The organism is Pseudomonas sp. LBUM1671 (assembly GCF_059695685.1).
In genome coordinates this window covers 754,056-773,796 of the sequence record NZ_CP166782.1, presented here as the reverse complement: position 1 = coordinate 773,796, position 19,741 = coordinate 754,056, and the positions used below count along the sequence as shown (strand labels likewise).

Genomic DNA, 19,741 nt, shown 5'->3' with positions numbered 1-19,741 from the left:
CCTTAACGCAAGTTGATGGTGGTGTTCACACCATCGTTGACGCTGTCGTCATCGAACCAGCGACTGGTGACCGTCTTGGTCTGAGTGTAGAACTGCACCACTTGCTTGCCATACGGACCGAGGTCGCCGAGCTTCGAACCACGGGAACCGGTGAAGCTGAAGAACGGGACCGGCACCGGAATCGGGATGTTGATGCCGACCTGGCCAACGTCGATTTCGGTCTGGAATTTACGCGCCGCCGCACCGCTCTGAGTGAACAGGCCCGTGCCGTTGCCGAACGGGTTGGCGTTGACCAGCGCGATGGCCTCGTCGAGGGTGTCGACTTCCAGAACCACCAGCACCGGGCCGAAGATTTCCTGGGTGTAGATTTGCATCTCGGGCGTCACGCCGGAGAACAGAGTCGGGCCGACAAAATTGCCTTTCTCAAAGCCTGGAACGGTGACGTCGCGACCATCCAGCTCCAGCTTGGCGCCTTCCTTGATGCCGCTTTCGATCAGATCGAGAATCCGCTGTTTGGCTTTTTTCGAGATCACCGGGCCAACGTCAGTGCCCGGCTCGCTGCCGGCATTCACGGTGAGCTTTTGCGCCAGCGCTTTCAGGTCAGGTAACCATTGTTTGGCCGCGCCCACCAACACCACCACGGACGTGGCCATGCAACGTTGACCCGCCGCGCCGAAACCGGCGCCGACCAGTGCGTTCAGTGCTTGTACGCGATTGGCATCCGGCAGCACCACGGCATGGTTTTTCGCGCCCATCATCGATTGCACGCGCTTGCCGTGTTTACCGGCCAGGTCGTAGACGTGAGTACCGACCGCGGTCGAACCGACGAAGGACACAGCCTTGATGTCCTTGTGTGTGCAGAGCGCATCCACCACATCCTTGCCGCCATGGACCACGTTGAGCACGCCCGCCGGAACGCCGGCCTCGATCGCCAGTTCCACCAGCAGCATGGTCGACATCGGGTCCTGTTCGGACGGCTTGAGCACAAAGGTGTTGCCGCAGGCGATCGCCATCGGGAACATCCACAGCGGAATCATCGCCGGGAAGTTGAACGGGGTGATGCCGGCGCAAACGCCGATGGGCTGACGCAGGGTGTAGGTATCAACGCCGCCCGCGACGTTCTCGGCAAACTCGCCCATTTGCAAGCTGCCGATGGAGCAAGCGTGTTCGACCACTTCCAGGCCGCGGAAGATATCGCCTTCAGCGTCGGCGATGGTTTTGCCTTGCTCGTTGCTGAGTACCACGGCGATGCGCTTGGAGTGTTCGCGAATCAACGCCTGGAGCTTGAGCATGATGCGCATCCGCGCGCCGATCGGCGTCAGCTTCCAGGTCTGGAAGGCGCGATGGGCGGCGCTGATCGCGGCGTCCACTTCCTGCGCGGTGGCGAACGGAACCTTGGCCAGCACTTGCTGGGTCGCCGGGTTGACGATGTCGTGCCACTCGGTGGTCTGGGACTCGACCCACTCGCCATCGATCAACAGCTTGACCTTTTGGACAGTGGTTTCGTTTGGCGTGAGCGATGCGTTCATGTTGGGTCTCCGGGACGTTGTTGTTATCTAGAGAACTATCTTGGGAGCCAAGGCGAGAAGCAGCCTTGAGATGAGGCGTGTGTCGCGAATTGGTTGTCGGACTGTTTTTGGAGTATAGATGTGCAAACTTCTAATAAGAACGCACATAAAAGCCGGTCCATCATGCAAAAAAACATCACGTCCTTAGGCTCGTTGAACTGGGATGACCTCAAGTTTTTCCTCGAAGTCGCGCGCACCCGCAAGGCCAGCACCGCGGCCAAGCGCCTAGCCGTCGACTACACCACCGTGTCGCGGCGCATCAGCTCGCTGGAAGCGGCACTGGGTACATTGCTGTTCGAGAAATCCCGGACCAGCGGTTTTGTCCTGACCGCCGAAGGCCAGCGTTTGCTCGGTTACGCCGAGTCGATAGAAAGCACGCTGCACATGGCCTGCGAGCAGGTTTCAGGCTCTGGCGTGGCGCTGTCCGGGCATGTGCGCATGGGTTGCACCGAAGGTTTCGGCAGCTTTTTCATCACCCCACAGCTGAGCCATTTCGTCGACGCCTACCCGGCGATCTCGGTGGACATCCTGCCGCTGCCACACTTCATAAGCCTGTCCAAGCGCGAGGCCGACATCGTCATTGCCCTGGAGCGCCCGGAGCATGGCCCGTACGTCTGCTGCAAACTCTGCGACTACAAACTGCAGCTGTACGCGACTCAGGATTATCTGGACAAACACCCGCCGATCCGCCGCCCGGCAGATTTGGGCAAGCATTCATTCATCAGTTATGTGGATGATCTGGCGTTCAGCTCGGAGCTGTTGTACCTGGCGAACGTGTTGCCTGGCGCCAGCGCCAACTTGCGCAGCACCAGTGTGATCGCGCAATTCGTGGCGGCGCAGCAAGGACGCTCGCTGGCGATTTTGCCGTGCTTCCTCGCGGCTCAGGACCCGCGTTTGCTGCCGGTGTTGCCGGAAGAGATCAACATCACCCGGCAATTCTGGATGTACTGCCGCGAGGACCTGAGGAAGCTCAAGCGGATTACCCTGTTGTGGGATTACATCCGCGCCGTCACTGAGCAGAATCAGGGTCTGTTGATGGGTGAAAGCCGGGAAATGCTGTTCGCCGACTAATCAGCGCTTACCACGATCGATACCCGGCGGTTTTCGGTGCGGCCAGCAGCAGTGTCGTTCGACGTCACCGGCTGACTGCTGCCGAGACCGCGCAGCTGGATGTTTTCGTCTTTCATGCCGACCGTGGTCAGCACCTTGCCGACGCTTTTCGCGCGACGCAGGGAGAGTTGTTCGTTGTAGGATTCTTTGCCCGAAGCATCGGTGTGACCGTCGACCCGCACTCGCTCGATGCCGACACCGAGCAATGCCTTGCCGATCTTTTGGACGATCTCGGTACTGGCGGCATTCAGGCTGTCGTCGTCACTGCCAAACAGCACTTTGCCGGACAAACCAAACGCCCAGCCCTCATCGGTCAGCTCGAAGCCTTGCTGTTTGAGCACAGCGATTTGCGCCGGGGTCAGGCCCTTTTGCGGTGCGGTCTGGCATCCGGCCAATGCCAGCACGGCCATGAACAAGGTGATCGTGAAAAATCGCAGGGAACGCGGGGTGATTGAGAACACAACAATTAGCTCCTGGTTTGAACGTGGGCGACCGGGTGCTCCGACCCGGACGTGTGTTGTGCACCTCGGGAAAGGCGTTTGGCCTGGTACATGGCCGCGTCGGCGGCATTGAGCAACGCGCCCGGTGTGGCGCCATGATCCGGGTACACGGCAATGCCGATACTGAGTGACGTCAAGACCTGGGTATGACCCGGTAACGGGATGGGCACTTCCATGCTGGCGAGGATCTTGTCGGCAATCCGCTCGGCGTCTTCGGTTTTGTGCAGCGGCGTCAGCAACACCGCAAACTCGTCACCGCCCAGACGCGCCACCAGATCCTCTTCGCGCAACTGCGCCCGGACCCTGCTGGCCACCGCAACCAGCACGGCATCGCCGGCGGCATGCCCGAAACCATCGTTGATTTCCTTGAACCGGTCGCTGTCGAGAAACAACACGGCCACACGCTCATTGAGTTTGTGGGCATTGCGCAGCGCGCGAATCAGGCGGCCTTCGAAGAACGCCCGGTTCGGCAACCCGGTGAGGCTGTCGTGGCTGGCCTGATGCGCCAGCGTTTCGTTTTCGCTTTGAAGGTGGGTCTGCCAGGACTCGAGTTCATCGAGCAAGGCATTGAAGTCGTTGCCCAGGTTATCGAGTTCGGCGATGTCAGCGGGCGGCACACGGCGGTCGAAGGCTCGATCGCTACGGGCGGCGTGGGCAACGGTGGCGAGGCTGCGCAGTGGACCCGTTATGCCGCGAAGTTGTCGACGCGCCAGATAGAGGGCGACCCAGGCGCTGATGGCTGTGCACAGGACGATTCCCACCAAACCGCTGAGAAGGAAGCGCAGTAGGCTGCCGCCATGACCGGTGAGCTGGATGCTGCCGATTTCCCGACCTTGATGAACGATCGGCATGTCGATGGGTTTTTCGAGGAAAGCCTTGGCAATCTGCATTTCGAGCTCGGAGAACAGCCCGGTTTCCGGTCGCTGCCAACGCGCGAGCAACGTGCCTTTTTGGTCCAGCACCTGAGCGTCGGCGACCTCTTCAGTGGAGGCGATCAATGCCAGCGCTTCCTTGGCCGCGGCTTTGTCATTGAACACCACTGCGGCTTCCACCGTGTAATTGATCGAACGCGCAATCAGGTGCAGGTTGTGGTCGGCATACACCCGCAAGGCCAACACACCCAGCAGTGTCAGCGAGACGCTGGCCATGGCCACGCCCACCAGGGCAACGATCAAGTGCCCGCGGCCAATGACCGAACGCAAGGTGGGGCGACTACCTGGTTTGAATAGCCTCATGGCGCCGCCGACTTGCGGCGCGACAGTTGCAGCACGCTGGGGTGAATGCGCACACCACTGCGGGCGACGGAGTCGAGGTTGACCTCGAAGGACACCTGATCATCAGTGACCCTGAGGCAAAACAGGCTGCCGACGGTGCATTGATCGTCGCTTTCGCTGATGCTCAGCACCGGACGTCCTGTCAACGAAGAGAAGAGTTGGCTGCGCTCGTCACCGGTCAACTTGCCGATGTACACCGCATCGCACTCACTGACAATCGAGGGGTTGTCGGCCAACAGCCGGCGCACGGTGACGGGCCGGCCGGTGGCCTGGGTCGTGCCCTTGACCAGGTCGTCAGTGTATTCGGTGGGGCCGACCACGCAGAGGCGCAGCTGTGCAGGCTCAACAGGCCAGCGCGCGTAACTGAGAATCCCGAGGACAACCTGCGTGACCGATTTGGCGCGTTGGTCGGCCATGCTCATCGGGGTTTCCGATTGAGCGAACACAACACCGCTCAGCAAGTAGAGAAACCCCGCGAGCAGCACTTGCTTGCGGCCAACGACGCGCCCTGTCGTCCAGACAGCCACCTTCATGCAGGGATTCTCTTCGATGTTACGGAATGATGCCGCAACGATAGCATAGGGTTGAACCCCCAGCGAGGCGACGCACTACGGCACTTCGGACAGTTTTCGTCATCCAGCGCCCCCCTTTCAATGGCTCGAATCGATCCCATCTTCCAACTCCAGCATCAGCCCGCTCAAGCGCTTGACCTTGCGTCGTACGGCCTCTTCAAAAACCCCGGCACGAGGTTCGATCAGGGTGAACCAGTTTTTGGCCCGGGTGATCCCGGTATAGATCAGTTCCTTGGTCAGTACCGGGTTCAAGGCATCCGGCAGAATCAACGCCGTATGGGCAAACTCCGAGCCCTGAGATTTGTGTACGGTCATGGCGTAAACCGTTTCGACATCGTTGAGCCGACTCGGAAGAACGAATCGCACGCCCCCCCGGCCATCATTACGCGGAAACGCGACACGCAGGACGTGTTTGCCTGACTCGAGTCCATCACGTTCCGGCAGTTTGAGCGCAATGCCGATGTCGCCGTTCATCAACCCCAGGCCATAGTCGTTGCGCGTCATCAAAACGGGCCGACCTTCGTACCACTGCTGGTCGCTGTCGATCAGTCGAGCCTTGAGCAGGGCGGCGGTCACACGTTGATTCAAACCCTCCACGCCCCACGGCCCTTTGCGTACGGCGCACAACAACTGGAAGGCGTCGAAGGCTTGCAACACCTGACGTGCCCAATCGGTCCAGCATGGATTATCGAGTTGGCTGTCGAGCGCTGGCCGTTGGCTGCGAAGAAGATTCAAGTAGTGGCGATAACCTTGCGGTCCGTCGCCATGGCCTTCGAGCAGCAAGCGCTCCAGCGCCCGGTCTTGCTCACCTTTGAGGGGCAAGGAAAACACATCGTCATGACTTCGAGCCGCCAGCAACGTGCGCGCTTCTTCCGGTTGTTGCTGGTTGACCCAACGCGCCAACTGGCCGATGCCGCTGCCCTCACCGAACCGGCGCGAGTGGCGCAACATCACCACTTGCTGGGCCAAAGGGTGAGTTCCGTCAGCGTCTTCCTGCAAACCGCTGGCGTCCAGATTTTCACCACTGACCGTTTCCAGCCACTGGCGAGTTTGCGAGCTGTACCAACCAGCCTCGGCGTCGCGGCATAGATCTCCCAGCACAGCGCCGGCCTCCACCGATGCCAGTTGATCTTTGTCGCCGAGCAGCACCAACCGGGCATGAGCGGGCATCGCGTCAAGCAGGTTGGCCATCATTTCCAGGTCGATCATCGAGGCTTCGTCCACCACCAGTACATCCAGCGGCAAGCGATTGCCGGCATGGTGACGGAAGTGCCGGGTGCCAGGCCGACTGCCAAGCAAGCGGTGCACGGTGGTCACGTCAGACGGAATCTTTTCTCTAACGGTTTGCGCGACGTCCAGCGTCCGGACTTGCTGGCTAATGGATTCCGTCAACCGCGCCGCCGCTTTGCCGGTGGGTGCAGCCAGCCGGATGCGCAGCGGTTTACCAGCCTCCACTGCGGGAGCCTGAAGCAATGCCAGCAACCGCACGACCGTGGTGGTTTTGCCGGTCCCCGGGCCGCCGGTGACAATACTGAAAGGACTACGAGTCGCCAGGGCACAGGCGAGTTTCTGCCAGTCGATCACTTCGCCGGATTTGGCTGGACCGAACAAACCTGTCAGACGTTGAGGTAAATCATTCGGCGTTGTTTCATGCTCAGCCAGGCGCAGGCGCAGGGCGTTGTCGATGCGTCTTTCGTAAACCCAGTAGCGACGCAGGTACAGGCGCTTGCCCGACAAAACCAAGGGCCGGGATTGCGCCGCCTCACGACCATCGACGGCCAGCGCCACCAGACGGCTGGACGCCAGAACCTTGCACCAATGGGCGCCGTCCAGCGCTTCAAGCAGTTGCGAGGGCAACAACATCGCGCCACTTTGCAGATCGCCTTCGGGTGGCAGCGACAGGGCGAAATCCGGCTCTTTGAGCGTCTCGAACAGATCCAGGCAGACATGGCCGTGACCCAGTTGGTGACTGGTCAATGCGGCAGCGAGCAACACCAGCGGATCGTCGTCGGGGGCAAGTTCGTGGAGGAAGGCCACAAAGGCCTTGTCCAGCGCTCGCAGCCAGCCGCGTTCAACCCAGCGCGTCAGCAACAGCAACAAATCATCGGCGCGACTCAGGGGCGCGAGATCCGCCAGGCTTTCGGCTGCCAATGGCGTGGGCAGTAAATCGGCGAAGGTGCGACTCATAGCAGTACTCCCTGTTCCCAGGCGGGTTCGGCCTTCGGTTCTGCTTTGCCCTGAAACAGACGATCCAGACGCTCGATCAGCTCTCTGGGCGGACGGGCGAAACACACGCCCTGGGTGGATGCCCGCGTACCGCGCAGGAACAGATACAGCGCGCCACCGACATGCCGGTCGTAATCGTAGTCGACAAGCCGCGCCTTGAGCTGGCGATGCAGGGCCAGCAGGTACAACACGTATTGCAGGTCGTAGCGATTGTCGAGGATCGACTGTTCCATGGCCTGTTCGGTGTAGGCCGCGTCATCGGGGCCGAGCCAATTGGATTTGTAGTCGGCGACGTAATATCGGCCATCGTGCTCGAACGTCAGGTCGATAAACCCTTTGAACATGCCGTTGAGCAAAACCGGTTCGGCGGCCACACGGGCGACGCCATTGTGGGTGTATTGGCGCACCAGTTCATCCAGCTTGAGCACGTCGACTTTGTGACTGGCGAACCAGAATTCCATCTCGACACGGTATTGGGTGAGCTGCTCGAACACGACCGGAGCCTGGCTTCCGCCGAGGTGCAACGGAGATTTGAGCAAGTGTTGCAGCCAATCGCTCAGGGTGGTGATCCAGCCTTCCCAGCCACGGCGATTGCAGCGACGGGCAATGGCGTCTTCAACGACTTGTGGTGCGGCAGTGAAACCTTCATCACCGGCCCATTCCAGCAAACCATGGAGAAAGGTGCCAGGGTTTGGGCCGCGGGGGAATCGATGGATATCAGCACCGCCGGCGACCACTTCTCGCGGTGCGTCCGGATCGAGGCGTTCGTCATCGAAGAGCTTTTGCGCTTGCGGGTTCTCCGGCGCTTCGTCACTGCCCACGCTCAAACTGTCGCCGATGCGCAAAGCGCTGTACGAGGCAATCCACCAGTTTTCGCTGGCCTTGCGTTTGGGTATCAGCGGCGCGAGCAACGTCGCGTCATTGCGGGGAGGATGGTAATGCTCGGCGGTTGCTGGCGGCATGTCTCCGTACAGAAGTGCCGGGCAGTCCAGTTGAAGGTCTTCGAGCCAGCGTTTCAAACCTGCGGACTCGACCAGTGGAGCTCCACCACCCAGCAAGTAACCCAAGGCAGAAAGGTGCAGCACCGAGCTGCTGTTATTGCCGCGCTTGAGATCGGTCACACCGAGCCAGCAGGCATGTTGCGCCCGGGTCAGGGCGACATAGAGCAGACGCAAATCCTCGGCTAGACGCTCATCATCGGCCAGGGCGATCAACTCGGCAGTCGGCTTCAAAGTCACCTGGGCCTTGCCGTTTGCATCGTGGTAATGCAGCGGCAAACGGCTGCCATCCACGGGTTTTGCCGAGCAGATAAACGGCAGAAACACCAAGGGATACTCAAGGCCCTTGGATTTGTGAATGGTCACGACCTTGACCAGCTGCTCGTCACTTTCCAGACGCAGGATTTGTTCTTCGCCGGCCTGACCGGACAAAGCCAGATGCTCGGACAGATGACGAATCAGCGCCTGCTCGCCATCGAGTTCGGCAGCGGCCTGTTGCAACAGCTCGGAGAGGTGCAACAAGTTAGTCAGTACCCGTTCGCCATCGCTGCGCGCGATCAACGACCGAGGGAGCTGGAAGTCATGCAGCAAGCGCCGCAACATGGGCAGCACGCCTTGCTTGCGCCACAACTCGCGATAACCGCGGAACTGCATGACCCGCGCTTCCCAAGCCAGTTCATCCTGATTCAGCCGCTCCAGTTCCCCCAGGGACAGGTTGAGCGTGATGCAGGCCAACGCGGCTCGCAGTGGCCGCTCGACATCCGGCTCGGCGCAGGCTTTGAGCCAGGTCAACAGGTCGTGGGCTTCTTGAGCGGCGAATACCGAATCCTTGTCCGACAGATAAACGCTGCGCACACCTCTGGCGGACAATTCGCCACGCACGGCCTGGGCCTCTTTGCCGTCGCGGACCAGGATCGCGATGTCGGCTGGCAGCAGGCCCCTGAATTCCTTGTCCTTCTCTTTGAACCCTGCCCGGCCTGGTTGGCCGCCATTGAGTAATGCGGTGATTTCACTGGCGCAGGCGGCGGCGAATTGTTGTCGGTATTCCACGCCGGACAGTGGCTGATCGGCGGACAGGTGCCAGATGTTCAGAGCTGGCACAAGCTGGCCGTCGATGTGCAGAACTTCTTTGCGCCCTTGGGAATCGACGGGCAGAAACGGCACCGGGTTGTCGCCGTTCTTTTCACGAAACAGGAACGCGCCGCGCCCCAGCTCACGAGACTCGGCGCGCTCGAACACATGGTTCACCGCATTGACCATGCCATGGCTGGAGCGGAAGTTCGTACCGAGTGTATGCAGACGGCCGGCGGTGGCCTGGCGGGCGCGCAGGTAGGTGTAGATGTCGGCACCGCGAAAAGCGTAGATCGCTTGCTTGGGGTCGCCGATCAGAAACAGGCCGCATTCGGGGTTGTTGTCTTCGATGCGATAGATGCTTTCGAAAATCCGGTACTGCACCGGGTCGGTGTCCTGGAACTCATCAATGAGCGCCACCGGAAACTGTTCGCGAATCAGGTTCGCCAGGCGTTCACCGCCATCGGATTGCAAAGCGGCGTCGAGGCGAATCAGCATGTCATCGAAGCCCATCTCCGCGCGGCGTCGTTTTTCTTCCTCGAACCGTGCTCCGACCCACTGAGCAGCATGTTGCAGAACGGCAGCGTCGGGGGTTGGCAAGCCGTCAAGGCTGGCCTTGAGCCCGGGCATGGCGTCCAGCCCGGGATGACGGGGTGCGTCGCCCTTCCAGGCTTCGGCCATGCCGTCAGGCGTCAGGCGAGTGAAGCCAGTGCCAATATCCAACTGCTCGAGGGACTCATCTTCGGCCCAGGCTTTCAACTTTTCGAACCAGGGTTCGAAATAACGTGCCTGCATCTTTCGGCCGTCGACGCTCTTGCTCGCAACACCTTGGTGGCAGATGGCGAGCAACTCATCCGCCCACTGGCGCCATGGCATCTTGAGTTCAAGCAAAGCTAATCGTCGTTCCTGCAAGCACTCGGTGATCAGCTCGGCAGGTGCCTTGCCTTCAACGCTGTCACGCTCGCTGGCGAACAAACTGCGTACACGCGGCAACAGCGCTGCCGGACCACCCCAATTACCCCGCACCCAGCTCAGCACCTCACCCTGCATCGGGTAGCAGAACAGCCGCCAGTAATCACGCAAGACTTCGCCCAGCAAATCGCTGTGATCGGTTTCCAGGGTCTGGGTAAACAGGCTGCCACTGTCGAAGGCGTGCTCGCGCAACATGCGCTGGCACCAACTGTGGATGGTCGAGACGGCGGCTTCATCCATCCACTGCGCGGCGATGTCCAGACGGTTTGCGCAGCCGGACCACTGTTCGGGCAGGTACTCGTCACGCAGTTCAGCGATGAGGCTATCGGGAGCCTGGGTCTCATCACGAAAGTACCGCGCCGCTTCGGCCAGGCGGGTGCGAATTCGTTCACGCAGCTCTTTGGTTGCCGCATCGGTGAACGTTACAACGAGGATTTGCGGCGGCAACAGTTCACGCCCAAAACCAGTCGATTCGCCGCCGTGGCCGAGGACCAGACGCAGGTAAAGTGCAGAAATGGTGAAGGTCTTGCCGGTACCGGCACTGGCCTCGATCAGTTGGCTGCCGCTTAGGGGGAATGCCAGGGCCAGCGGTGTTTTCGTGGTCATGAGCGCGCCTCCTCGCTGGTCAATGAACGCCAGAGGGCTTCGAGCATCGGTTTGTACAAAGCGTTGCACCAATCGGGGAAGGTCTCGTCAGCGGTCAGAGCGTCGTAATCGGCGAACTGTCGGGCGAGTGCAGGGCTTTCGCGGCGCTCGCCGCCAGTGGTTTGACCGTCGCCTTCATAGGCCTTGCGCGCGGCGGCGTCGGCTTTGAGCGGGTCAGTTTGAGAGAGCCACGCGAAGGCTGTTTTCACCGCGATCGGAAGGGGTTGGCGCATGCCTGTTTGCCATGCTTGCAACAGGTTACTGAGGGCATGACGTGCAGCGTCCTCCTCCAAAGGGGCGAGTAGAAGAGTGTCATCACTGGCCACTAACGCGGTGGTCATCGACATGCCGCTGGCGCAAGCGACCAAATGATTGACCCACGGTCGCGTCAGTCGATGCCACTTGCGGGTCTTGATCGAACCGATGCTGTTGGGAATCGTGGAGACCGACAGCAGGCCGCCATCCGCACGTTGATGCAGACCACTGAGCCAGCCTTCAAGGCGCAGGCCTTCCAGCTCCAGGTTGACTGGCAACGCACTGGTGAGCGGTGTCGGCCACAACGCCAAGAGCTGTTGGTAACGCTGCAACAGATCCGGCAATGGCTCGATCAACTCTCGCTGCAGACATTCGCCGAAACCGGCCATGGGCAAGAGACCACTGTTCTGCAGACGCTTTGCCTGGGCCTCAAGCGCATGATCGGCGCGATCCAGTTGTCCGAGCGCCGCTTGGAGCAGACTGTCACTGAGGCTATAGCGTTGGAGAGCGTCAAGTACAAAGGGCTCTTCATCCGCCAGAGGTGCTTCAGCCGCTTCGAAGAACACCTTGAGTCGCTGACTGAAAAAATGTCGCACGGGATTGCGCAGGAAGTCCTGCAGTTGACCGAGACTTAGCGGCTCTTCTTGAACATAGGCGTCAAGGGCCTTGATTTCCGTTGCCTGTTCACCGGCCTGATGAAGCACCTGCCACTCGCTGGCATAGCTGAACAGGGCGTCGCCTTCATGAAAATAGCGGGCGCTGAAGGGTTGCAGCGGGTGTTCCTGAGTCATGGACTCAAGCAGCTTTTCACTGTCGGACTGTAATCGCCAGCCGCCGGCGAGGTGATCGCGCAGTTGGCCAATCAGTACCGAAGCCGGGCGTTCACTGTTGTCCCGAATGCTGCGGCCGACCCAGCTGATATAGAGTTGATCACGTGCCGACAACAGGGCTTCCAACAAGAGATAGCGGTCATCTTCGCGCCGGGAACGGTCACCCGGGCGGTAGTCGCTGCCCATGAGATCGAAGTCCAGCGGCGGTTGCGCTCTAGGGTAATCGCCGTCATTCATCCCAAGCAGGCAGACCAGTTTGAACGGGATCGCTCGCATCGGCATCAAGGTACAGAAGTTGACCGCCCCGGCCAGGAAGCGCTGGGAAAGGCGGCCTTGGTCTAGGCCTGCCAGCCAGGCTTCACGGACCACGGTCAACGGCAGTTCATCATGCAAGCCCACTGACTCGCAGGTCTCCAGCCAGGTTTCTCGCAGCTCTTCGAGTTGGGCCAGCAAGTAGTCGTCATGCTCATTGCTGGCCTGGAAAAACAGTAGCACCAACGCTTGCAACCGAGCGCCCCATTGCGTGGGCGGTGCGGGGCGAGTCAGTTCCTGATGGGCAATCTCCAGCGCGTCCAGCAGTGCGACCAAAGGTCCGATCAGCGCAGCGTCCAGGCCGCCAATTTCGTCGTATGGCTCAATGCCTTCGCAGGCAGTGGCGCTGCCGACGGCATAACCGAGCAGCATCCGGCGCAGGCCGAAACGCCAACTGTTTTGCTCCAGTTCTTGTGGCAAGCCCAGACCTGCACGCTGCTCGGCATTCATTCCCCAGCGAATACCGGCGCCTTCGATCCAGCGGTGCAGGGTTGGCAGGTCACGTTCCTCTACACCGAAGCGAGCGCGCAGTGAAGGTACGTCCAGCAAATCGAGGATCTCGCTGACGGGGAAGCGGCTGTCGGGCAGTTTGAGTAGATGCTCGACAGCAATCAGCAATGGATCGCGACCGCGCTGGCCTTGGTCCGTCAGTGTGAAGGGAATGAAGCGCGGATCGAAGCGATCAAGTTGACCGAATACTGCACGGATGTGCGGTGCGTAGCTGTCGATGTCCGGGACCATCACGATCACGTCGCGAGGTTTCAGGTCTGGATCAGCACTGAAGCGTGCGAGCAACTGATCGTGGAGGATCTCCACTTCGCGCTGGGCGCTATGGGCGATGTGGAAACGAATGGATTCGTCTTGGTTAAGATCGATAGCCGGCCAACGCTCGCGAGTCTCGTTGAGGGGGCGTAGCTCAAGGATGTCGTCCTGCAACTGGTTGAGCATGCTTCTTGGCTGGCTATCGCTGAACAAGTCGATGCGCCCATCACGGAATGCCGAACGGTAGCTGTTGGGATCGTCGTAGCTGTCGAGCAGATTGATGTAGTCCCGCCCCTGCTTACCCCATGCCGCCAATAGCGGGTGAGCATGTTGGTGAAGGGTTTGCGGATCGAGCACGACAGGCATGCCGTTCTTGCGAGCCTGGCGTTTGTATTGATGTCGTAACAGGTCTTTATCGGCGACGATGTCTGCCCAATGGTGGCGACATGGGTTGTGCACGCAAAGCAGAACCTGGCTGAATCGGGCCAGTCCGGCAAGTGCTTCCAGCGCTTGCGCCGGGAGAGAGGAGATGCCGAAAACGATCACCCGGGAAGGTAATCCAACGGGCGCCACGTCGAGGCTGTTGATACGTTCGATGAACCGCTGATGAACACCGGCGCGGCTTTGCGCCATGCCTTGCTCACCCACATCCAGCAACAGAGCCCGCCACAACTCTGCTTGCCAACAGTTGGCCGGAGTGAGGGGTTTGGCCTCGCCTCTGCCGTTTCGCAATTGATGACGACCTTCTGCCCAGTCTTCGAGCCAATCGGCCCGGTACACCTGGTATTGGTCGAACAGATCCGCCAGCCGCTCAGACAACTGGTAACGCTTGCGCAGATCGGTGTCATTGGTCAGGAAGCGTTGCAGCGGTTCGAAATGCGGTTGATTGATCAACTGTGGAAGCAGACGCATCAGGCGCCAGGTCAGTGGAGCCTTATCGAGCAGGGATTTGACCGGAATTTCATCACGCCCCAAAACCATGCGATAGAGCTGCCACATGAAGCTGCCCGGAAGTTGAACGTCGATCGCTGCCGCAATTCCGCAGCCGCCCATGTCGTCTTCTTCAGGGTCGTCAGCCAGAGCCAGCTTCAGCCACTGGGCGATGCCGTTGCTCTGTACCAGGGCGATTTCATTTTCCAAGGGAGCCAGCGGGTAGCGCCGCATCCAGCTGACCACCAGGCTGCGCAGCTCGTCCAGGCGGTTACCGTGAACAACCATAAAACCAGCACTGAGGGACGTCGCGTCCGGCATAAAGGCTTCCTTGGGAAAATACAAAATCTAGGGCCGAACCTTAGCATTGTCGGGAGACTGTGACAGCCGGGAGCCGTCCGATGTTGCTGTACGAACTTTCCTGCGGGCAAAACAAAACCCCAACTGCTTTCGCAATTGGGGTTTCGGAATTTAATCTTGACGATGACCTACTCTCACATGGGGAAACCCCACACTACCATCGGCGATGCATCGTTTCACTGCTGAGTTCGGGATGGGATCAGGTGGTTCCAATGCTCTATGGTCGTCAAGAAATTCGGTAGCCAGGTCATGGGCCCTTGCGGGTTCACGCTCCAGCGAATGGGTATGTGACAGCTTGGTGTTTTGTGAGTATCTCGAACTTTCGGTTCGTTTCGTCTTCACACACCGCAATCTGGTGCCTTTTCAGGTCAGCAAATTGCTTGGGTGTTATATGGTCAAGCCTCACGGGCAATTAGTATTGGTTAGCTCAACGCCTCACAGCGCTTACACACCCAACCTATCAACGTCGTAGTCTTCGACGGCCCTTCAGGGGACTCAAGGTCCCAGTGAGATCTCATCTTGAGGCTAGTTTCCCGCTTAGATGCTTTCAGCGGTTATCTATTCCGAACATAGCTACCCGGCAATGCCACTGGCGTGACAACCGGAACACCAGAGGTTCGTCCACTCCGGTCCTCTCGTACTAGGAGCAGCCCCTCTCAAATCTCAAACGTCCACGGCAGATAGGGACCGAACTGTCTCACGACGTTCTAAACCCAGCTCGCGTACCACTTTAAATGGCGAACAGCCATACCCTTGGGACCGGCTTCAGCCCCAGGATGTGATGAGCCGACATCGAGGTGCCAAACACCGCCGTCGATATGAACTCTTGGGCGGTATCAGCCTGTTATCCCCGGAGTACCTTTTATCCGTTGAGCGATGGCCCTTCCATACAGAACCACCGGATCACTAAGACCTACTTTCGTACCTGCTCGACGTGTCTGTCTCGCAGTCAAGCGCGCTTTTGCCTTTATACTCTACGACCGATTTCCGACCGGTCTGAGCGCACCTTCGTACTCCTCCGTTACTCTTTAGGAGGAGACCGCCCCAGTCAAACTACCCACCATACACTGTCCTCGATCCGGATAACGGACCTGAGTTAGAACCTCAAAGTTGCCAGGGTGGTATTTCAAGGTTGGCTCCACGCGAACTGGCGTCCACGCTTCAAAGCCTCCCACCTATCCTACACAAGCAAATTCAAAGTCCAGTGCAAAGCTATAGTAAAGGTTCACGGGGTCTTTCCGTCTAGCCGCGGATACACTGCATCTTCACAGCGATTTCAATTTCACTGAGTCTCGGGTGGAGACAGCGCCGCCATCGTTACGCCATTCGTGCAGGTCGGAACTTACCCGACAAGGAATTTCGCTACCTTAGGACCGTTATAGTTACGGCCGCCGTTTACCGGGGCTTCGATCAAGAGCTTCGCGTTAGCTAACCCCATCAATTAACCTTCCGGCACCGGGCAGGCGTCACACCCTATACGTCCACTTTCGTGTTTGCAGAGTGCTGTGTTTTTAATAAACAGTCGCAGCGGCCTGGTATCTTCGACCGGCATGGGCTTACGCAGTAAATGCTTCACCCTCACCGGCGCACCTTCTCCCGAAGTTACGGTGCCATTTTGCCTAGTTCCTTCACCCGAGTTCTCTCAAGCGCCTTGGTATTCTCTACCCAACCACCTGTGTCGGTTTGGGGTACGGTTCCTGGTTACCTGAAGCTTAGAAGCTTTTCTTGGAAGCATGGCATCAACCACTTCGTGTTCTAAAAGAACACTCGTCATCAGCTCTCGGCCTTAGAATCCCGGATTTACCTAAGATTCCAGCCTACCACCTTAAACTTGGACAACCAACGCCAAGCTGGCCTAGCCTTCTCCGTCCCTCCATCGCAATAACCAGAAGTACAGGAATATTAACCTGTTTTCCATCGACTACGCTTTTCAGCCTCGCCTTAGGGACCGACTAACCCTGCGTCGATTAACGTTGCGCAGGAAACCTTGGTCTTTCGGCGTGGGTGTTTTTCACACCCATTGTCGTTACTCATGTCAGCATTCGCACTTCTGATACCTCCAGCAAGCTTCTCAACTCACCTTCACAGGCTTACAGAACGCTCCTCTACCGCATCACCTAAGTGATACCCGTAGCTTCGGTGTATGGTTTGAGCCCCGTTACATCTTCCGCGCAGGCCGACTCGACTAGTGAGCTATTACGCTTTCTTTAAAGGGTGGCTGCTTCTAAGCCAACCTCCTAGCTGTCTAAGCCTTCCCACATCGTTTCCCACTTAACCATAACTTTGGGACCTTAGCTGACGGTCTGGGTTGTTTCCCTTTTCACGACGGACGTTAGCACCCGCCGTGTGTCTCCCATGCTCGGCACTTGTAGGTATTCGGAGTTTGCATCGGTTTGGTAAGTCGGGATGACCCCCTAGCCGAAACAGTGCTCTACCCCCTACAGTGATACATGAGGCGCTACCTAAATAGCTTTCGAGGAGAACCAGCTATCTCCGAGCTTGATTAGCCTTTCACTCCGATCCACAGGTCATCCGCTAACTTTTCAACGGTAGTCGGTTCGGTCCTCCAGTTAGTGTTACCCAACCTTCAACCTGCCCATGGATAGATCGCCCGGTTTCGGGTCTATTCCCAGCGACTAGACGCCCTATTAAGACTCGCTTTCGCTACGCCTCCCCTATTCGGTTAAGCTCGCCACTGAAAATAAGTCGCTGACCCATTATACAAAAGGTACGCAGTCACCCAACAAAGTGGGCTCCCACTGCTTGTACGCATACGGTTTCAGGATCTATTTCACTCCCCTCTCCGGGGTTCTTTTCGCCTTTCCCTCACGGTACTAGTTCACTATCGGTCAGTCAGTAGTATTTAGCCTTGGAGGATGGTCCCCCCATATTCAGACAAAGTTTCTCGTGCTCCGTCCTACTCGATTTCATGACTAAGAGATTTTCGCGTACAGGGCTATCACCCACTATGGCCGCACTTTCCAGAGCGTTCCGCTAATCTCAAAGCCACTTAAGGGCTAGTCCCCGTTCGCTCGCCACTACTAAGGGAATCTCGGTTGATTTCTTTTCCTCAGGGTACTTAGATGTTTCAGTTCCCCTGGTTCGCCTCTTAAGCCTATGTATTCAGCTTAAGATAACCATCTTATGATGGCTGGGTTCCCCCATTCAGACATCTCCGGATCAAAGTCTGCTTGCCGACTCCCCGAAGCTTTTCGCAGGCTACCACGTCTTTCATCGCCTCTGACTGCCAAGGCATCCACCGTATGCGCTTCTTCACTTGACCATATAACCCCAAGCAATCTGGTTATACTGTGAAGACGACATTCGCCGAAAATTCGATAATACTCAATTAAGAGCAACTCACAAATTTTACCTTAGCCTGATCCGTTACCAGTGAAAGTAACGTTCAGTCTATCTTTCTATCACATACCCAAATTTTTAAAGAACGATCTAATCCAAAGACTAGAAATCAACATTCACCATCATCACAATGGAATGCTCATTTCTAAGCTTTCAACAAACAGAAGCAGTAGTGGTGGAGCCAAACGGGATCGAACCGTTGACCTCCTGCGTGCAAGGCAGGCGCTCTCCCAGCTGAGCTATGGCCCCGTATTTCTACAGGTTCCCACACAAAATTGGTGGGTCTGGGCAGATTCGAACTGCCGACCTCACCCTTATCAGGGGTGCGCTCTAACCAACTGAGCTACAGACCCAATTTCGGGCTGCTTCTTTATCGTCTTCTTCAATGAATCAAGCAATTCGTGTGGGAACTTATGGAGCAGCTGATGTCGTCGATTAAGGAGGTGATCCAGCCGCAGGTTCCCCTACGGCTACCTTGTTACGACTTCACCCCAGTCATGAATCACACCGTGGTAACCGTCCTCCCGAAGGTTAGACTAGCTACTTCTGGTGCAACCCACTCCCATGGTGTGACGGGCGGTGTGTACAAGGCCCGGGAACGTATTCACCGCGACATTCTGATTCGCGATTACTAGCGATTCCGACTTCACGCAGTCGAGTTGCAGACTGCGATCCGGACTACGATCGGTTTTCTGGGATTAGCTCCACCTCGCGGCTTGGCAACCCTCTGTACCGACCATTGTAGCACGTGTGTAGCCCAGGCCGTAAGGGCCATGATGACTTGACGTCATCCCCACCTTCCTCCGGTTTGTCACCGGCAGTCTCCTTAGAGTGCCCACCATTACGTGCTGGTAACTAAGGACAAGGGTTGCGCTCGTTACGGGACTTAACCCAACATCTCACGACACGAGCTGACGACAGCCATGCAGCACCTGTCTCAATGTTCCCGAAGGCACCAATCCATCTCTGGAAAGTTCATTGGATGTCAAGGCCTGGTAAGGTTCTTCGCGTTGCTTCGAATTAAACCACATGCTCCACCGCTTGTGCGGGCCCCCGTCAATTCATTTGAGTTTTAACCTTGCGGCCGTACTCCCCAGGCGGTCAACTTAATGCGTTAGCTGCGCCACTAAGAGCTCAAGGCTCCCAACGGCTAGTTGACATCGTTTACGGCGTGGACTACCAGGGTATCTAATCCTGTTTGCTCCCCACGCTTTCGCACCTCAGTGTCAGTATCAGTCCAGGTGGTCGCCTTCGCCACTGGTGTTCCTTCCTATATCTACGCATTTCACCGCTACACAGGAAATTCCACCACCCTCTACCATACTCTAGCTTGTCAGTTTTGAATGCAGTTCCCAGGTTGAGCCCGGGGATTTCACATCCAACTTAACAAACCACCTACGCGCGCTTTACGCCCAGTAATTCCGATTAACGCTTGCACCCTCTGTATTACCGCGGCTGCTGGCACAGAGTTAGCCGGTGCTTATTCTGTCGGTAACGTCAAAACACTTACGTATTAGGTAAATGCCCTTCCTCCCAACTTAAAGTGCTTTACAATCCGAAGACCTTCTTCACACACGCGGCATGGCTGGATCAGGCTTTCGCCCATTGTCCAATATTCCCCACTGCTGCCTCCCGTAGGAGTCTGGACCGTGTCTCAGTTCCAGTGTGACTGATCATCCTCTCAGACCAGTTACGGATCGTCGCCTTGGTGAGCCATTACCTCACCAACTAGCTAATCCGACCTAGGCTCATCTGATAGCGCAAGGCCCGAAGGTCCCCTGCTTTCTCCCGTAGGACGTATGCGGTATTAGCGTCCGTTTCCGAGCGTTATCCCCCACTACCAGGCAGATTCCTAGGCATTACTCACCCGTCCGCCGCTCGCCACCAGGTACAAGTACCCGTGCTGCCGCTCGACTTGCATGTGTTAGGCCTGCCGCCAGCGTTCAATCTGAGCCATGATCAAACTCTTCAGTTCAAACATCTTTGGGTTTTTAAG

At 57.9% G+C, this 19,741-nt stretch carries 8 protein-coding genes, 2 tRNA genes and 3 rRNA genes; 1 reads left to right on the top strand and 12 read right to left on the bottom strand.

Annotation, left to right across the window (positions count from 1 at the left end):
* Nucleotides 1–2 precede the first annotated feature (2 nt).
* Nucleotides 3–1,529, bottom strand: a complete 1,527-nt coding sequence (locus ACA060_RS03375) for a CoA-acylating methylmalonate-semialdehyde dehydrogenase (protein ID WP_109627839.1) — start codon at nucleotides 1,527–1,529, stop codon at nucleotides 3–5.
* Between the two features lie 162 nt (nucleotides 1,530–1,691).
* Here ACA060_RS03375 and ACA060_RS03370 point away from each other — a divergent pair, with 162 nt between their 5' ends.
* A complete protein-coding gene (locus tag ACA060_RS03370) occupies nucleotides 1,692–2,639 on the top strand; it encodes a LysR family transcriptional regulator (RefSeq protein ID WP_109627838.1) in 948 nt (315 codons plus the stop codon).
* Here the strand turns inward: ACA060_RS03370 and yfiB are convergent.
* From yfiB to ACA060_RS03315, 11 genes are all read right to left on the bottom strand, one after another.
* The gene (gene yfiB, locus ACA060_RS03365; protein ID WP_497315428.1) at nucleotides 2,636–3,139 is read right to left on the bottom strand and encodes an outer membrane lipoprotein YfiB; all 504 of its coding nucleotides are present in this window, start codon (nucleotides 3,137–3,139) and stop codon (nucleotides 2,636–2,638) included. The two genes, ACA060_RS03370 and yfiB, sit on opposite strands and share 4 nt — an antisense overlap.
* 5 nt (nucleotides 3,140–3,144) lie before the next feature.
* A complete protein-coding gene (gene dgcN / locus ACA060_RS03360; protein ID WP_497315426.1) occupies nucleotides 3,145–4,413 on the bottom strand; it encodes a diguanylate cyclase DgcN/YfiN in 1,269 nt (422 codons plus the stop codon).
* Entirely contained in the window at nucleotides 4,410–4,985 is a 576-nt protein-coding gene (gene yfiR, locus ACA060_RS03355; RefSeq protein WP_497315424.1) for a regulatory sequestration protein YfiR, read from the bottom strand. Before yfiR ends, dgcN begins: the two co-directional genes overlap by 4 nt.
* A gap of 117 nt (nucleotides 4,986–5,102) precedes the next feature.
* Nucleotides 5,103–7,211: an exodeoxyribonuclease V subunit alpha gene (recD, locus tag ACA060_RS03350; RefSeq protein WP_497315422.1), complete on the bottom strand. Its 2,109-nt coding sequence runs from the start codon at nucleotides 7,209–7,211 to the stop codon at nucleotides 5,103–5,105.
* Complete coding sequence (gene recB / locus ACA060_RS03345) at nucleotides 7,208–10,897, bottom strand: exodeoxyribonuclease V subunit beta (RefSeq protein ID WP_497315420.1); 3,690 nt, start codon at nucleotides 10,895–10,897, stop codon at nucleotides 7,208–7,210. The genes recD and recB overlap by 4 nt, the downstream gene beginning before the upstream one ends.
* Nucleotides 10,894–14,346, bottom strand: coding sequence for an exodeoxyribonuclease V subunit gamma (gene recC, locus ACA060_RS03340; protein ID WP_497315418.1), 3,453 nt, complete (start codon nucleotides 14,344–14,346; stop codon nucleotides 10,894–10,896). Before recC ends, recB begins: the two co-directional genes overlap by 4 nt.
* 154 nt (nucleotides 14,347–14,500) lie before the next feature.
* Nucleotides 14,501–14,616, bottom strand: a 5S ribosomal RNA gene (gene rrf / locus ACA060_RS03335).
* Nucleotides 14,617–14,776: 160 nt separating this feature from the next.
* A 23S ribosomal RNA gene (locus ACA060_RS03330) occupies nucleotides 14,777–17,668 on the bottom strand.
* A gap of 250 nt (nucleotides 17,669–17,918) precedes the next feature.
* Nucleotides 17,919–17,994 (bottom strand) — tRNA-Ala (locus tag ACA060_RS03325).
* A gap of 27 nt (nucleotides 17,995–18,021) precedes the next feature.
* Nucleotides 18,022–18,098, bottom strand: a tRNA-Ile gene (locus ACA060_RS03320).
* A gap of 83 nt (nucleotides 18,099–18,181) precedes the next feature.
* Nucleotides 18,182–19,720: ribosomal RNA gene (locus ACA060_RS03315) — 16S ribosomal RNA — on the bottom strand.
* The 16S, 23S and 5S rRNA genes sit together here with 2 tRNA genes alongside, the layout of an rRNA operon.
* Nucleotides 19,721–19,741 lie beyond the last annotated feature (21 nt).

What these genes read in the sequence shown, in the direction of transcription:
- ACA060_RS03370 (WP_109627838.1), top strand. Translation starts at nt 1,692, where the DNA reads ATGCAAAAAAACATCACGTCCTTAGGCTCGTTGAACTGGGATGACCTC.
- dgcN (WP_497315426.1), bottom strand. Translation starts at nt 4,413, where the DNA reads ATGAGGCTATTCAAACCAGGTAGTCGCCCCACCTTGCGTTCGGTCATT.
- recC (WP_497315418.1), bottom strand. Translation starts at nt 14,346, where the DNA reads ATGCCGGACGCGACGTCCCTCAGTGCTGGTTTTATGGTTGTTCACGGT.
- yfiR (WP_497315424.1), bottom strand. Translation starts at nt 4,985, where the DNA reads ATGAAGGTGGCTGTCTGGACGACAGGGCGCGTCGTTGGCCGCAAGCAA.
- recB (WP_497315420.1), bottom strand. Translation starts at nt 10,897, where the DNA reads ATGACCACGAAAACACCGCTGGCCCTGGCATTCCCCCTAAGCGGCAGC.
- recD (WP_497315422.1), bottom strand. Translation starts at nt 7,211, where the DNA reads ATGAGTCGCACCTTCGCCGATTTACTGCCCACGCCATTGGCAGCCGAA.
- ACA060_RS03375 (WP_109627839.1), bottom strand. Translation starts at nt 1,529, where the DNA reads ATGAACGCATCGCTCACGCCAAACGAAACCACTGTCCAAAAGGTCAAG.